We start from the raw sequence: 15,878 nt of genomic DNA on the forward strand, positions 1-15,878 counted from the left end.
CCCCGCCCACCCCGCCCCGCCCGCCGACGACGCCCCCGAGGACGTCGAACTCGCCACCGGCACCGGCTGAGCCGTCCGCGTCCGATCCGGGGGAGGCCGCCGTCGCGGCCTCCCCCGCGGCAATCCCGGCGCGGAGCACCGTGTGTGGCTGGCTACCCTTGTGGGGTGAGCGATCAGAGCCTTGTTCCCGCGACCGACGACCTTCCCGAGCAGATGCGCGTCCGGCGCGAGAAGCTCGACCGGCTCCGGGCGGCCGGTGTCGACCCGTACCCGGTCGGTTTCCCCCGCACCACCACCATCGCGGACCTGCGTGCCAAGCACCCCGACCTGGAGCCGGACACCGCGACCGGCGAGCGGGCCGGCGTCACCGGCCGCGTGATCCTCTCCCGCACCGGCGGCAAGCTCTGCTTCGCCACCCTGCGCGACGGCACCGGCGACCTCCAGGTGATGTTCTCCCTCGACAAGCTGGGCCCGGAGCGGCTGGCGGCCTGGAAGGCCGACATCGACCTCGGCGACCAGGTCGGCGTCGAGGGCGAGGTGATCACCTCCAAGCGCGGCGAGCTGTCCGTGATGGTGGACCGCTGGGAGCTCACCGCCAAGTGCCTGCGCCCGCTGCCGGACAAGCACAAGGGCCTGACCGACCCGGAGGCCCGGGTCCGCCAGCGCTACGTGGACCTCATCGTCAACCCCGAGGCCCGCGAGATCCTGCACCTGCGCAGCAAGGTCGTCCGCTCGATCCGCCGCACCTACGAGGACCGCGGCTACATCGAGGTCGAGACCCCGATGCTCCAGCCGGTGCACGGCGGCGCCAACGCGCGTCCGTTCAAGACCCACATCAACGCGTACGACATCGACCTCTACATGCGCATCGCCCCCGAGCTGTACCTCAAGCGGCTGGTGGTCGGCGGCGCCGAGAAGGTCTTCGAGATCAACCGCAACTTCCGCAACGAGGGCGCGGACTCCACCCACAACCCGGAGTTCACCTCGCTGGAGTCGTACGAGGCGTACGGCGACTACGACACCCAGGCCGAGCTGATCCGCGAGACGATCGTCAACGCGGCCCGGGACGCGCTGGGCACCACGGTGATCAGGGGCGTGGACGCGCACGGCGTCGAGCACGAGATCGACCTGGCCGAGCCGTGGGAGGAGATCGGCGTCTACCCGGGCATCTCGGCCCGCCTGGGCGTCGAGGTCACCCCGGAGACCGGCGTCGAGGAGCTGCGCAAGCTGGCCACCGAGCACGGCATCCCGTTCGAGAAGGACTGGGGCCACGGTCAGATCGTGCTGGAGATGGTCGAGCGCCTGCTGGAGGAGAACGCCGTCCGGCCGACCTTCATCAAGGACTACCCGACCGAGGTCTCCCCGCTGACCCGCCAGCACCGCTCGCGGCCCGGCGTGGCCGAGAAGTGGGACCTGGTGATCTTCGGGACCGAGATCGGCACCGCCTACTCCGAGCTGGTCGACCCGGTCGAGCAGCGCGCCCGCCTCACCGCCCAGTCGCTGCTGGCGGCCGGCGGCGACGTCGAGGCGATGCAGGTGGACGAGGACTTCCTGCGCGCCCTGGAGTACGCGATGCCCCCGACCGGTGGCCTCGGCCTCGGCGTGGACCGCCTGATCATGCTGCTGACCGGCAAGAACATCCGGGAGACGGTGCTCTTCCCGCTGGTGAAGCCGGAGCCGAAGGCTTCCGCCGCGACGGCGGAGAAGACCGAGGAGGAGTGACCTGATGGACTACGTCAGCGCGATCGTGCCGCCGCTGGTCATGGCGATCGGCTTCGGATTCCTGGTGCGGGCCATCGTCCGCAGCCAGGGCGGGGCCCAGCGGGCCAAGGAAGACCTCGACTGACCCCGTCAGCCGCCCCGAACGACCGGCGCGCCGCCATTCCCGATTCCCGGGGGTGGCGGCGCGCCGGTTTGGCGCACTTCACAAGATTTGCCCCATTCACTCCCTATCCTGGCCGCACTATGGACCGGCAACTCGGCGAACTTGAGAACGCCATCATGACCCGGGTGTGGCAGTGGAACCGACCGGTCACGGTTCGCGAGGTTCTCCTGGATCTGCGGTCGGAACGCGAAATCGCGTACACCACGGTGATGACCGTCCTGGACAAGCTCCACAGAAAGGGCTGGCTGCGCCGCGAGCGGGTCGGCCGGGCCTATCGTTATGAACCGGTCTCCTCGCGTGAGGCGTACACGGCGGCCCTGATGAACGACGCCTGGGCCACCGGTGACAATCCGGCGGCGGCCCTGGTGCACTTCTTCGGCCTGATGTCGCCCGAGCAACGCGAAGCGCTCCGGGACGCCTTGCGGGTGGCCGCTCTGTTCCCGCCCGATCCGGCCGGCGCGGATTCCGCGGACGGCGGACCGGATACCGGTGGGACGGAACCGGGAGCGGCGCGATAACGTCCCGACCATGGAGGTCACCATCCGCCGGGCGCGGACCACGGACGTGCGGGCAGTGCGCAGGCTCATCGACACCTACTCACGCGACGGCATTCTGCTGGACAAGCCCACAGTCACACTGTTCGAATCCGTCCAGGAGTTCTGGGTCGCGGAACGGGACGACAACGGCGTGGTGGTGGCCTGCGGCGCACTGCACGTGATGTGGGAGGACCTCGCCGAGGTCCGCACGCTCGCGGTGGATCCGGTCGCCCGGGGCACCGGGATCGGGCACCTGCTGCTGGAGAAGCTGGTGCAGACCGCGCGCTGGCTGGGCGTCCGTCGGATTTTCTGCTTGACGTTCGAGGTCGCGTTCTTCGCGAAACACGGTTTCGTCGAGATCGGCGAGGTCCAGGAAACCGATGATGGTACGACAGACCCGGCGGCGATCGCTACGGATGTCTATGAAGAACTCCTCCGCTCGTACGATGAAGGCGTCGCCGAGTTCCTCGACCTGGAGCGGGTGAAGCCCAACACACTGGGCAACTCGCGCATGCTGCTGCACCTCTGAGCCGCTCCAACCGGGTCAAGGGTTTGTGTTTTCCGGAGAAAGGCGCTTTCCTTTCCTTAGGCAATGGGTCGTTTAGCGGAAAGGGAAGCCCGTGGCACAGAGGGTGCAGGTCATTCTTGAAGACGATCTCGACGGCGGTTCGGCGGACGAGACGGTGACGTTCGCCCTCGACGGCGTTGCCTACGAGATCGACCTGAAGAGCGCCAACGCGGACAAGCTCCGCGGCCTGCTGGCGCCGTACGTGGAGAAGGGCCGCAAGCAGAGCGGCCGGCTCGCCGGTGCCCGTCGTCCGGGCCGCGGCACCGCGGCGCGTCCGGCCGGCGGCGGCGCCCCGGACACCGCCAAGATCCGCGCGTGGGCCAAGGAGCAGGGCCTGGAGGTCAACGACCGCGGCCGCGTTCCGAGCAACGTCCGCGAGGCCTACGAGAAGGCCAACGCGTCCTGATCCCGGCGCCGCGGGCCCGCCGGAGCGGGTGCGGGGCCCGGCGGCCGGGGACGGCCGCCACCATCACACGCACGGGGCGCGGAGGGGTCTCCTCCGCGCCCCGCGGCGCGTGCCCGGAGGAGCCCGCCGCGGCCGGCCCCGGGGGCCGTCCCGGGCAGCGGCTCGGGCACCGGCTCGGGCGGCGGAACAATCACGGGCCGTGCGACGCTGTAGGGGCGAAGCGGCAACGCGGACGGCACCGGGGCGATGTGCCCGGCACCCCGTCCGCCGTCGAACCGCCGTCACCGCGGCCCGACTTCTCGCCAGGCGAACACCGCCACCGCGGAAACTGCGCGAGAACCGCCCCGATACCGGGTATGAATGCAGGTGGACGGGTTCTTCGGCCCGTCCAGGGGCAGTATGTGCGACCGGCCGGAGGGGTTCCGGCGGCGGCGTCGGCGGCACGTGTTCGCCGATGGCGTAGCGGAATCCGGTGCATCCGGCCCACCTGTGGGAACACCGTTTCCCAACACCAGGTTGGGATTGGTGTCGGCTGGTCGCGCAGCATCTCGCTCCTCTACCGGGGAGTGAATCCGTGGGCCGCGCCGCTGAGCGGGACTAGCATGCGGAAGGACAGGGCGGGGACGGACCCCGAACTGCCCGACCGCTCTGAGGAGCGATAAACGATGTTCGAGAGGTTCACCGACCGCGCGCGGCGGGTTGTCGTCCTGGCTCAGGAAGAAGCCCGGATGCTCAACCACAACTACATCGGCACCGAGCACATCCTCCTGGGTCTGATCCACGAGGGCGAGGGCGTCGCCGCCAAGGCCCTGGAGAGCCTCGGGATTTCTCTTGAGGCCGTTCGCCAGCAGGTCGAGGAGATCATCGGCCAGGGCCAGCAGGCCCCGTCCGGTCACATTCCCTTCACCCCCCGGGCGAAGAAGGTCCTGGAGCTCTCGCTCCGCGAGGCCCTTCAGCTCGGCCACAACTACATCGGCACCGAGCACATCCTGCTCGGCCTGATCCGCGAGGGCGAGGGCGTCGCCGCCCAGGTCCTGGTGAAGCTGGGCGCCGACCTCAACCGGGTGCGCCAGCAGGTCATCCAGCTGCTCTCCGGCTACCAGACCGGCGGCGGCAAGGAGTCGGCCACGGCCGGCGGGCCCGCCGAGGGCACCCCGTCGACCTCGCTGGTCCTGGACCAGTTCGGCCGCAACCTCACCCAGGCCGCCCGCGAGGCCAAGCTCGACCCGGTCATCGGGCGCGAGAAGGAGATCGAGCGGGTCATGCAGGTGCTGTCCCGCCGCACCAAGAACAACCCGGTGCTGATCGGTGAGCCCGGCGTCGGCAAGACCGCCGTGGTCGAGGGCCTGGCCCAGGCGATCGTCAAGGGCGAGGTCCCGGAGACGCTCAAGGACAAGCAGCTCTACACGCTGGACCTGGGCGCCCTGGTGGCCGGCTCGCGCTACCGCGGTGACTTCGAGGAGCGCCTGAAGAAGGTTCTCAAGGAGATCCGCACCCGCGGCGACATCATCCTGTTCATCGACGAGCTGCACACCCTGGTCGGCGCGGGCGCCGCCGAGGGCGCCATCGACGCCGCCAGCATCCTCAAGCCGATGCTGGCCCGTGGCGAGCTGCAGACCATCGGTGCCACCACCCTGGACGAGTACCGCAAGCACCTGGAGAAGGACGCCGCGCTGGAGCGCCGCTTCCAGCCGATCCAGGTCGCCGAGCCCTCGCTGCCCCACACCATCGAGATCCTCAAGGGTCTGCGCGACCGCTACGAGGCCCACCACCGGGTCTCCATCACGGACTCCGCCCTGGTCGCCGCCGCCACCCTGGCCGACCGGTACATCTCGGACCGCTTCCTGCCGGACAAGGCGATCGACCTGATCGACGAGGCCGGCTCCCGAATGCGCATCCGCCGGATGACCGCGCCGCCGGACCTGCGCGAGTTCGACGAGAAGATCGCCGACGTGCGCCGCGAGAAGGAGAGCGCGATCGACGCGCAGGACTTCGAGAAGGCCGCGTCCCTGCGCGACGACGAGAAGCAGCTCCTGCAGGCCAAGGCCAAGCGCGAGAAGGAGTGGAAGGCCGGCGACATGGACGTCGTCGCGGAGGTCAACGAGGAGCTCATCGCCGAGGTCCTGGCCACCGCCACCGGCATCCCGGTCTTCAAGCTGACCGAGGAGGAGACGTCCCGCCTGCTGCGCATGGAGGACGAGCTGCACAAGCGCGTCATCGGCCAGAAGGACGCCATCAAGGCGCTCTCCCAGGCCATCCGGCGCACCCGTGCGGGCCTCAAGGACCCGAAGCGCCCCGGCGGTTCGTTCATCTTCGCCGGCCCGTCCGGTGTCGGTAAGACGGAGCTGTCCAAGACGCTGGCGGAGTTCCTGTTCGGCGACGAGGACGCGCTGATCGCGCTCGACATGTCCGAGTTCTCCGAGAAGCACACCGTCTCCCGGCTGTTCGGCTCCCCGCCCGGCTACGTGGGCTACGAGGAGGGCGGCCAGCTGACCGAGAAGGTCCGCCGCAAGCCGTTCTCGGTCGTCCTCTTCGACGAGGTCGAGAAGGCCCACCCGGACATCTTCAACTCGCTGCTGCAGATCCTGGAGGACGGTCGCCTGACCGACTCCCAGGGCCGCGTGGTCGACTTCAAGAACACCGTCATCATCATGACGACCAACCTCGGCACCCGGGACATCTCGAAGGGCTTCAACCTCGGCTTCGCGGCTGCGGGTGACACCCAGACCGGGTACGAGCGGATGAAGGCGAAGGTCGGCGAGGAGCTCAAGCAGCACTTCCGCCCCGAGTTCCTGAACCGTGTCGACGACATCGTGGTGTTCCACCAGCTGTCCGAGGAAGACATCATCCAGATCGTCGACCTCATGATCGACAAGGTGGACGAGCGGCTCAAGGACAAGGACATGGGCCTGGAGCTCAGCGTCGAGGCCAAGAAGCTGCTGGCCAAGCGCGGCTACGACCCGATCCTGGGTGCCCGTCCGCTGCGCCGCACCATCCAGCGCGAGATCGAGGACCACCTCTCCGAGAAGATCCTCTTCGGCGAGCTGCGGGCCGGCCACATCGTCGTCGTCGACGTCGAGGGCGAGGGCAAGGAAGCCAAGTTCACCTTCCGCGGCGAGGAGAAGTCGGCCGTCGCGGACACCCCGGCCGCGGTCGCCTCGTCCGGTCCGGACCTGACGAAGTAACCCAACTTTTAACAGACAACTTCACAGCCACCGAGCCCCCGGCGTTGACGCCGGGGGCTCGGTGCGTTCGCTCCCGCCGCCAGCCGAACCGGTGCGGGCCGGGTCGGCTGGCCCCCGCGCTGGCTGGTGCGGGTGCGCTCGGTTTCTCACCGACCTTTCACGAACATACGGTTGACAGGCGGTCAGATGATGGGAAGTCGCGGAGGATAGCGCCGTGACCATGTCATGGTCAAGGTCTATCTTTTCCGTGCACGCTTGGATCAAATGACGTCCACCTGTCTTTCATTTTGGTTTGCCGGGCTTTGGCCAAGAGCTGGGCCCTGGTCGGGGAGGACGTCACAACGTTGAAGAACACCAGGAGAACCGCTGCGGCTGCCACGGCCGCAGCGGTCATAGTCGCGCTCGGCACGGGCCTGTTCCCGGCCTCCGCCGTCGCCGCCGGCTCGGCCCCGGTCCCGCGGGACCCGGCCGACGCCGTCCAGAACACCGAGCACAACCTTCCGGGTCCGCTGACCGCGAAGGTGGAGGCGGAGCAGAAGGCCGCCACCGAGAAGCTCCTCAACGGCACCGCCGAGGTCGAGCAGCACAACGGCAGCACCAGCGTGAAGCTCGGCAAGGACAAGTACGTCGAGCTCGCTCGCGAGCGCACGGACAAGATCTTCACCATCCTGGTCGACTTCGGTGACCAGGTGGACAACACCACCAAGACGCCGGACGGCAAGGTCAAGTACGGCGGCGAGGCCGGCCCCAAGCACAACGAGATCGAGAAGCCGGACCCGGCCACCAACAACTCGACCGAGTGGCAGGCCGACTACAACCAGCAGCACTACCAGGACCTGTACTTCGCCAAGGACAAGCCCTCGCTGAAGACCTACTACGAGAAGCAGTCCTCGGGCCGCTACTCGGTCGACGGCGTGGTCTCGGACTGGGTCCGGGTGCCGTGGAACGAGGCCCGGTACGGCTCCGACTACTGCGGCTCCAACGTCTGCGCCAGCGCCCAGGACCTGATCCGCGACGCCGTGGACATCTGGTACAAGGACCAGCAGGCCAAGGGCCAGACCGAGGCCCAGATCAAGGCCACGCTGGCCCAGTACGACCAGTGGGACCGCTACGGTTCGCACCACGACGGGAACTTCAACCAGCCCGACGGGTACATCGACCACTTCCAGATCGTGCACGCCGGCGAGGACAAGTCGGCCGGTGGCGGCAAGCAGGGCAGCAAGGCCCTGTGGGCGCACCGCTCGTACGTCTACGGCAACCTGCAGGGCACGGCCGGTCCCGAGGGCAACAAGCTCGGCGGCGTCCAGGTCGGCAACAGCGGCCTGTGGATCGGCGACTACACGATGCAGCCGGAGAACGGCGGCCTCGGCGTCTTCGCCCACGAGTACGGCCACGACCTCGGTCTGCCGGACCTCTACGACACCGCCGGCAAGGGCATCGACAACTCGGTCGGCTTCTGGTCGCTGATGTCCTCCGGTTCCTGGCTCGGCGAGGGCAAGGACAGCATCGGCGACATGCCGAACGACCTCGACGCCTGGAGCAAGTACAAGCTGGGCTGGCTGAAGGCCGACCACGCCAAGGCGGGCACCGAGTCGACCCACCACATCGGCCCGGCGGAGTACAACAGCAACCTGCCGCAGGGTCTGATCGTCGACCTGCCGAAGAAGAGCATCACCACCGAGATCAACAAGCCGTTCGGCGGCACCGGTGAGTGGTGGAGCGGCAGCGCCGACAACCTGAACGTCACGCTCACCCGTGACATCGACCTGACCGGCAAGACCAAGGCCAGCATCAACGCCAAGGCCTGGTACGAGCTGGAGCAGGACTTCGACTACGCGTTCGGCGAGGTCTCCACCGACGGCGGCAAGACCTGGACCGTCGTCGACGGCACCTGGAACGGGACCGCGCTGCCGCGCGAGAACGGCCGTCCGGCCATCAGCGGCCAGGTGGCCGCCTGGGGCGACCTGTCCTTCAACCTGGACGCCTACGCGGGCCAGAAGGTCAAGTTCCGCTACCACAACACCACCGACGGCGGCCTGCACTTCCGCGGCCTGACGCTGGACAACATCGCGGTCGTCGCCGACGGCGCCACCGTGTTCAGCGACGACGTCGAGAACGGTGACAACGGCTGGGTGGCCGACGGGTTCTCCCGCTTCGGCGGCTCGTACACCAAGGACTACGCGCAGTACTACATCGCGGAGAACCGGCAGTACGTGTCCTTCGACCAGACCCTGAAGACCGGCCCGTACAACTTCGGCTTCGCCGACAAGCCGAACTGGGTCGAGCACTACTCGTACCAGCCCGGCCTGCTGATCTGGTACTGGGACGAGTCGCAGACCGACAACAACGTCAGCGCCCACCCGGGCCAGGGCCTGATCCTGCCGGTCGACTCGCACCCGGCTCCGCTGAAGTGGACCGACGGCACCCTGATGCGTCCGCGCATGCAGGGCTACGACTCCACCTTCGGCTCGCGCCGCACCTCCGGTCTGACCCTGCACAAGGCCGGCGTCGAGACCGTCATCCCGAAGGCCAAGGGCGTCGACGAGTTCAACGACCTGAAGTCGTGGTGGAACAAGGACAACCCGTACAGCGGTGTCAACGTCCCGAAGACCGGGACCAGCATCGAGGTCGAGAACGAGTCCTCGAACTACCTGGAGACCTGGATCCGGGTCCGCCCGGTCGACAACTTCTGATCGTCGCCCCCCGGGTAGCGAGCGGCCTGTGACCAGGCAGCTCTGACAACTCCACGTCCGGCCCGTCCCCGCAGCGCGCGGGGGCGGGCCGGACGCTTTGTCAGGCCCGGACGGCCGGCAGCCGGTCCAGGAAGGCGGCGGCCGCCACCGCGACGTCGGCGGCGGTCCAGTCGAGGGCGGACACGGCGACCGTGACCTCGGTCACCGACAGCCCCGGCGGCCCGCCCGCGCGCCAGGCGCCGAACAGCCCGATCCCGGTGTCCTCGGCCAGCCCCAGCCCGGCCTCCTCCAACTCCCCGACCGGGTACGGCAGCCAGAGCTGGAACTGGTGGGTGTGCGGCGGGGCCGGGTGCACCCGGGCGCCGGGGACGGCGGCGAACGCCCGGGCCAGCGCCCCGGCGACCGTCCGGGTGTGCGCCACGTACCCGGCCAGCCGCGGCAGTTCGCGCTCCAGCCCGGCCAGCGCGGCGAGCGCGAACGGCCACTGCTGGTAGAGCTGGCCGCCGTAGCGGTGCCGCCAGGCCCGGGCGGTGCGGACGAAGCCGCCCGGGCCGGCCAGCGCGGCGCCGCTGATCCCGCCGAGCGTCTTGTAGAAGGAGACGTAGACCGAGTCGGCCAGGCCGGCGAGCTCCGGCAGCGGCCGGCCGAGGGCGACCGCGGACTCCCAGATCCGGGCGCCGTCCAGGTGCAGCGCCGCGCCGTGCTCCTCCCGCACCACCGCGGCCAGCTCCACCAGCTCCGGCCAGCCGGGCAGCACGAACCCGGCGTCGCGCAGCGGCAGCTCCAGGCTCAGCGCGGCGTACGGCTCGTCCAGGGCGCGCAGCTCCTCGGCGGTGGGCTGGCGCGGCTCGTCGGTCGGCCAGAGGCTGCGCAGCCCGGTCAGCACGCCGAGCGCGTGCCGCTCGTGCCGGTCGGTGTGGGCCAGCGGGTGGGTGACCACGGTGCGGCACCCGGCGGCCTCGGCGTGGATCCGCAGGGCGATCTGCTGGGCCATCGTGCCGGTCGGGAAGAAGGCCGCGTCCTCGGTGCCGAGCAGCTCGGCGACCCGGTGCTCCAGGGTGCGGACCACGCCGTCGCCGTACTGGTCCGGGCGGCCGTCCAGGTCGGGGGCGCCGTGCGGCTCGGGGGCGGCGTCCGGGTCGGGTGCTCCGTCCGGGTCGGGGGCGGCGCCCGGCGGCGGGCCGGCCAGGTCGGCGAGGCGTTCGCGGATGCTCTGCGGCCGGGCCCCGGACAGCAGTCGCTCGCAGCCGCGCAGGGCGGCGAAGCGGCGGTCCGGCAGGCTCGGGCGGTCACCGGCGTCGGTGTCTTCGCTCCTGTTGCCATACATGGCTCGATGGTCCCGCAGCGGGCCGGACCGGTCAGCGGTGCGGACGGAAAGCGGTTCGAGCCCGCGAAACCCCGGCCGCGCGTGGTGCTGGTCACAGGCCTCCGGCACGGTACGACCGGCGGTAGTAGCGGGGCCGGGGAAGCGGCGGACGGCCCGGAGCGGTCATGGGCGATCCGATCTCATGATCATTGCTCCGTCGGTTTGAATCTCCGGCGCCACGATGACTACACGCCGTAGTACATCACCGCGTTTGGGACTCCGCCCGGTGACCGTTACACCTGAGTGGTCCCCCGCTCAGCACGCGCCCGAACGGGCGCTTCGTGCTGCCCTCGTACGATCCGTGAGGTACGGCAGATGTCCACCGTCCCACCCGTGGGGCCGGCCCTGCGCCGGCTCGCCGCCCAGGCGGCGGCCCGGGCCGCCGTCTGGCAGCCCCGGATCGGCCACGCCGTCCGCACCCAGGCCGCGCCGCTGCGCGCCCTCGGGGCGCCCCGGCACACCACCCTGCCCGGCAGCCGTCAGCGGGCCGAGCACGACCACGCGCTGGCCTCGGCCGGAGCGGTCGCCACCCTGCTCGCCGGCGTGCTGCTGGTGGCCACCCCGGGCACCGCCTCGGCGCAGACCGTACGGCCCACCACGCCGGGCAGCTCGGCCTTCACCGTGCCGCGGGCGGAGGTGCCGAACGCGGGGCTGGTCCAGGTGGCCGGCCCCAGCCCGTACAAGCTGCCCGACGACGGCGACTCGGCGCAGGAGTTCGTGACGGTGGCGCCCAACCTGCTGCCGTTCGAACCGCCGGCACCGGAGCCGGAGCCGGATCCCGCCGACGAGCCGGCCCCGGAGGCCGGACCCGCGCCGGAGCCCGGGCCCGCGCCGACTCCCGGGTGGTCGGCCCCGGTGCCGAACGCACCGACCAGCAACCCGTACGGGAAGGCCAACCGCAGCTACGCCGCCGGGTACCACACCGGGGTGGACTTCGCGGTCTCCCCGGGCACGCCGCTGCTGGCGGTCGGCGACGCGAGCGTGGTGTCGGCCGGCTGGGACGGCGCTTACGGCAAGGAGGTCGTGCTGCGGCTGGCGGACGGGCACTTCGCGCAGTACGCCCACATGTCCTCGGTCACCGTCTCGGCGGGCCAGCGGGTGTCCGCGGGCGAGCGGATCGGGCTGTCCGGGAGCACCGGCAACTCGACCGGCCCGCACCTGCACTTCGAGATCCGCACCAGCAACCGCTACGGCGCGGTGGTCAACCCGATCGCGTACCTGGCGGGGCACGGCGTCACGGACTTCTGAGCCGCCCCGGGCGCCGGGCCCTGCGGGACCGGCGCCCTCAGCCGGTGGTGCGGGCGGGGTGGCTGATCCCGGCGCCGATCTCCAGCGCGATGTCCCGGGCCGCCCCGATCGCCTCGTCCAGGCCGGCGGGGGGCGGCTGCTCGCCCCACACGTTCGGGGTGTGGCCGCAGTCCGCCTTGTCCTGCTTGAGCAGGAACAGCGACGAGTGGACGGTGAACAGCGCCATCGCGGCCCGCAGCCGGTCGTGGAAGTCCGCCCCCGGCCCGTGCACCAGCTGCATCATGGTGATCATGCGGTCCCGGAAGGCCAGCCCGGCCGGGGACTCGCGCAGCGCGGGCTGGTTCTCGTGGAAGAAGCGCAGCAGCGGGGCCCGCTCGGCCATCCCGTCCGCGAAGCGGCGGATCAGCTCGTCGCGCATCTCCGGGCTCCAGGCCTGCTTGCGGCCCCACGCGATGGACTCGTCGATCGGCGCGGCCATCCGCTCGACGATGCCCAGGACGATGTCGTCCTTGGTCTTGAAGTGGTAGTAGAGCGCGGCCTTGGTGACGCCCAGGCGGTCGGCGATCTCGCGCAGTGAGGTCTGCTCGTAGCCCTGCTCGGCGAAGAGCTCCAGTGACACCTCGATGATGCGAGCCCGGGTGTCGCTGCGGGGGCTGTGCGGAGTGCCCATGGCCTGCCTCATGACTGCGTCGGTGACTACTGCGGACCCCGGAGCGGTGTTCGCCCCGGGCCCATTCTCCCTGCCCAGAAGGCCGGTCGGGAAACTGGCTTGACGACCGGCTAGGAAACAACCTACCGTGCCGACGGTCGATAAACTAGCCGGGCGACAAGTAAGTGAGCCGCCGCACGGCACGACGCTCCGTCCGAACCACCCTCCGGGAGACCCCACCTCATGTCACAGTCCAAGACCGCCGGCCCGGTGCCGGAGGACAAGACGACCGAGGAGGAGCAGCCGCGGTCGCCCCGCGAGATCCGCCTCGTGATGGTCGGCCTGGTCGTCACCATGCTGCTGGCCATGCTCGACAACCTGATCGTCGGCACCGCGATGCCGACCATCGTCGGCGACCTCGGCGGTGCCGAGCACCTGTCCTGGGTGGTCACCGCGTACACCCTGGCGACCGCCGCCTCCACCCCGATCTGGGGCAAGCTCGGCGACATGTACGGCCGCAAGGGCACCTTCCTCACCTCGATCGTGATCTTCCTGGTGGGCTCGGCGCTGTCCGGCCTGTCGCAGAACATGAACGAGCTGATCGGCTTCCGCGCCGTGCAGGGCCTGGGCGCCGGCGGTCTGATGGTCGGCGTCATGTCGATCATGGGCGCGCTCGTCCCGCCGCGCGACCGCGGCAAGTACCAGGGCATGTTCGCCGCGGTGATGGCCCTCGCCACCATCGGCGGCCCGCTGGTCGGCGGCTTCATCACCGACCACCTGAGCTGGCACTGGACCTTCTACATCAACCTGCCGCTCGGCGTCGTCGCACTCGCCGTTGTCGTCGTCACCCTGAAGCTGCCGAAGGTCCGCAGCACCGCCAAGATCGACTACCTGGGCGCCATCCTGCTCACCGTCGGCATCACCTCGCTGGTGCTGATCACCACCTGGGGCGGCCAGCAGTACGCCTGGGGCTCCAAGGAGATCCTCGGCCTGGCCGCGCTCTCCGCCGCCTCGCTGATCGCCTTCTGCTACGTGGAGCAGCGGGTCGAGGAGCCAATGCTCCCGCTGAGCCTGTTCCGCAACCTGAACTTCACCCTGGTCTCGATCATCGGCTTCATCGTCGGCTTCGTGATGTTCGGCTCGACCGTCTTCCTGCCGCTCTACCAGCAGATCGTCCAGGGCGCCTCGGCGACCAACTCCGGCCTGCTGCTGATGCCGATGATGTTCGGCATGCTGGTGATCTCGCTGGTGGTCGGCCAGGCCGTCACCAAGACCGGGAAGTACCGGATCTACCCGATCATCGGCACCATCGTGATGACCGGCGGCATGATCCTGCTCTCCACCATGGGCGTCGGGACCAGCAGCTTCACCTCTGCCTGCTGGATGGTCGTGCTCGGCGCCGGCATGGGCTTCCTGATGCAGATCACCATGCTGGTCGCGCAGAACAGCGTCGAGCTCAAGGACATGGGCGTGGCCAGCTCCACCGCCACGCTGTTCCGCACCATCGGCGGCTCCTTCGGCGTCGCGCTGTTCGGCGCGCTGTTCAACAACCGGGTGACCGACACCATGAAGGAGCGGCTCGGCGAGCAGGCCTCGGCGGGCGGCGCGAAGGACCCGGGCCAGATGAGCCCGGCCGCGATGCGCGCACTGCCCGCGCCCGTCCAGGACGCCTACCACCACGCGGTGTCCAACGGCATGCACACCGTCTTCCTGTGGGGCGCCGGGGTGGCCGTGATCGCGATCGCCGCGGCGGTGTTCCTCCGCGAGGTGCCGCTGCGCGGCACCGGCAAGGGCGAGGCTCCGGCCGAGGCGTCGCTGGAGGCGGCGGCCGTCTGACGGTCCCCGCGCACGAAGGCGCCCCCGGGAGGTCCTCTCCCGGGGGCGCCTTCGTGTTCCGCCGCCTACTGGGGCAGCCGGTAGACGCCCTGCTCGACCGGCTCGACCAGGCCGTCCGCCACCAGGCCGTCCAGCGCCCGGGCCCGCTGCACCGAGTCCGGCCAGACCGCGTCCAGCCGGGCCTGCGGCACCGTCCCGTGCGCCTCGCGCAGCACCGCGAGCAGCTTGCCGCGCACCTGGCGGTCCGTCCCCTCGTAGGACTGGCCGCGCCGGGCCGGGCCCTCGTACGGCGGGCGGCCGGCCCGCTGCCAGGCGCAGGTGGTGAACAGCGGGCAGTCCCCGCACTCCGGGCCGCGGGCGGTGCAGACCAGCGCGCCCAGCTCCATCACGCCGACCGCCCAGGTGGCGGCCGTCTCGGCGTCGTCCGGCAGCAGCGCGGTGGCGGTGCGGCGCTCGGCGGCGGTGGTGGCCTGGGCCGGGTACTCGACGCCGGTCACCGCGCGGGCGAAGACCCGGCGGACGTTGGTGTCCAGCACCACGTGCCGCTGGCGGAAGGCGAAGGAGGCGACGGCGGCGGCGGTGTACTCCCCCACCCCGGGCAGCGAGAGCAGGGTGGCGTGGTCGTCCGGGACCTCGCCGTCGTGCTGCTCGGTGATCGCCACCGCGGCCGCGTGCAAGCGCAGCGCCCGGCGCGGGTAGCCCAGCCGGCCCCACATCCGGACCGCCTCGCCGGGCGCGTCGGCGGCGAGGTCGGCCGGGGTCGGCCAGCGGGTGAGCCAGGCCTCCCAGGCGGGCAGCACGCGCTTGACCGGGGTCTGCTGGAGCATGAACTCGCTCACCATGACCGCCCAGGGCGTGGCGTCGGGGGTCCGCCAGGGCAGGTCCCGCTTGCTCGCCTCGTACCAGTCCAGGACGGTCGAGTGGAACAGCGGCAGGGGCATCGGCGGCCGGGCGGCGTCGGCGGCGGTGGCAGGGGCGGTGATGGCAGTCATGGCCCTTCGATCCTCCCATGCCCGCCGACCGGGCCGAAGTGGATCAGTCTGCTCCGGACCGACCGGGGGACCGACCGGAAATCGTCCGATTGGGGCTCGCTCGAACGGATCAAATGGCGGATCATGTGAAGGAAGGGGCGACTGTGCGGTGTTGGTGAGTCAATCGCCACACACAGTCTCGTAGAGTTTGGTCGTGCCTTCTCTGCGTCAACCCGTCGGACCACTGCCGGCCTCGATCTACTGGCGTCGGCGCGTCATCGTGCTCGTCGCCGTCGCGGCGGTCGTCGCCCTGATCGCCTGGCTGATGATCGATCAGGGCGGGGGCGGTGACGGCGGCTCACCGGGCAACGCCGCACAGGCCGTTCCCTCCCAGTCCCAGAACCAGACACCGGCTCAGGCGATCACGCCCGGCGCCTCACCGAGCGGCCCCGCGGCGCGCCCGGGCGGCGGCTCCGGGGGCGGACCGGTGGCGGGCGGTGGCGGCACCGAGGTCAACCTCAGCGGCGGCACCGCC

11 protein-coding genes and 1 pseudogene are annotated in these 15,878 nt (G+C 70.5%); 9 read left to right on the plus strand and 3 right to left on the minus strand.

The genetic code is table 11. The features are described 5' to 3' along the window. The first annotated feature begins 165 nt into the window (after positions 1 to 165). The 6 genes from lysX to AE652_RS17670 all read left to right on the plus strand — a co-directional run bounded on the left by lysX (position 166) and on the right by AE652_RS17670 (position 9,273). Positions 166 to 1,722: a bifunctional lysylphosphatidylglycerol synthetase/lysine--tRNA ligase LysX gene (gene lysX, locus AE652_RS17640; protein ID WP_082345799.1), complete on the plus strand. Its 1,557-nt coding sequence runs from the start codon at positions 166 to 168 to the stop codon at positions 1,720 to 1,722. Between the two features lie 243 nt (positions 1,723 to 1,965). Then, positions 1,966 to 2,403, plus strand: coding sequence for a BlaI/MecI/CopY family transcriptional regulator (locus AE652_RS17650; RefSeq protein WP_049652518.1), 438 nt, complete (start codon positions 1,966 to 1,968; stop codon positions 2,401 to 2,403). Positions 2,404 to 2,413: 10 nt separating this feature from the next. Further along, positions 2,414 to 2,950 (plus strand): amino-acid N-acetyltransferase, encoded by a 537-nt coding sequence (locus AE652_RS17655; RefSeq protein WP_049652520.1) that lies wholly within the window; start codon positions 2,414 to 2,416, stop codon positions 2,948 to 2,950. 91 nt (positions 2,951 to 3,041) lie between these two features. Then, positions 3,042 to 3,395 carry an Lsr2 family protein gene (locus AE652_RS17660; RefSeq protein ID WP_049652521.1) on the plus strand — a complete coding sequence of 118 codons (354 nt, stop codon included), beginning with the start codon at positions 3,042 to 3,044 and terminating at the stop codon, positions 3,393 to 3,395. Positions 3,396 to 4,060: 665 nt separating this feature from the next. Further along, a complete protein-coding gene (locus AE652_RS17665; RefSeq protein ID WP_049652522.1) occupies positions 4,061 to 6,580 on the plus strand; it encodes an ATP-dependent Clp protease ATP-binding subunit in 2,520 nt (839 codons plus the stop codon). Between the two features lie 344 nt (positions 6,581 to 6,924). Then, positions 6,925 to 9,273 (plus strand): immune inhibitor A domain-containing protein, encoded by a 2,349-nt coding sequence (locus AE652_RS17670; protein WP_049652524.1) that lies wholly within the window; start codon positions 6,925 to 6,927, stop codon positions 9,271 to 9,273. A 100-nt stretch (positions 9,274 to 9,373) separates the two neighbouring features. Here AE652_RS17670 and AE652_RS17675 read toward each other — a convergent pair whose 3' ends face one another. Next, the gene (locus tag AE652_RS17675; RefSeq protein ID WP_049652526.1) at positions 9,374 to 10,600 is read right to left on the minus strand and encodes a low specificity L-threonine aldolase; all 1,227 of its coding nucleotides are present in this window, start codon (positions 10,598 to 10,600) and stop codon (positions 9,374 to 9,376) included. 354 nt (positions 10,601 to 10,954) lie between these two features. On the opposite strand from AE652_RS17675, the gene AE652_RS43130 reads away from it, so the two are divergent. Further along, the gene (locus tag AE652_RS43130; RefSeq protein ID WP_053112110.1) at positions 10,955 to 11,887 is read left to right on the plus strand and encodes a M23 family metallopeptidase; all 933 of its coding nucleotides are present in this window, start codon (positions 10,955 to 10,957) and stop codon (positions 11,885 to 11,887) included. 37 nt (positions 11,888 to 11,924) lie between these two features. On the opposite strand, the gene AE652_RS17685 is transcribed toward AE652_RS43130, so the two are convergent. After that, a complete protein-coding gene (locus AE652_RS17685; protein WP_053112112.1) occupies positions 11,925 to 12,557 on the minus strand; it encodes a TetR/AcrR family transcriptional regulator in 633 nt (210 codons plus the stop codon). Between the two features lie 222 nt (positions 12,558 to 12,779). Between AE652_RS17685 and AE652_RS17690 the strand changes: the two genes are divergently transcribed. Next, positions 12,780 to 14,372: an MDR family MFS transporter gene (locus AE652_RS17690; RefSeq protein ID WP_049652527.1), complete on the plus strand. Its 1,593-nt coding sequence runs from the start codon at positions 12,780 to 12,782 to the stop codon at positions 14,370 to 14,372. 65 nt (positions 14,373 to 14,437) lie between these two features. Here AE652_RS17690 and AE652_RS17695 read toward each other — a convergent pair whose 3' ends face one another. Then, a complete protein-coding gene (locus AE652_RS17695) occupies positions 14,438 to 15,364 on the minus strand; it encodes an A/G-specific adenine glycosylase (protein WP_049652529.1) in 927 nt (308 codons plus the stop codon). Positions 15,365 to 15,557: 193 nt separating this feature from the next. Here AE652_RS17695 and AE652_RS17700 point away from each other — a divergent pair. Next, positions 15,558 to 15,878 (plus strand): annotated as a pseudogene (locus tag AE652_RS17700) (hypothetical protein); the annotation flags it as partial.

The organism is Kitasatospora sp. MY 5-36, assembly GCF_001182915.1.
GTDB lineage: Bacteria > Actinomycetota > Actinomycetes > Streptomycetales > Streptomycetaceae > Kitasatospora.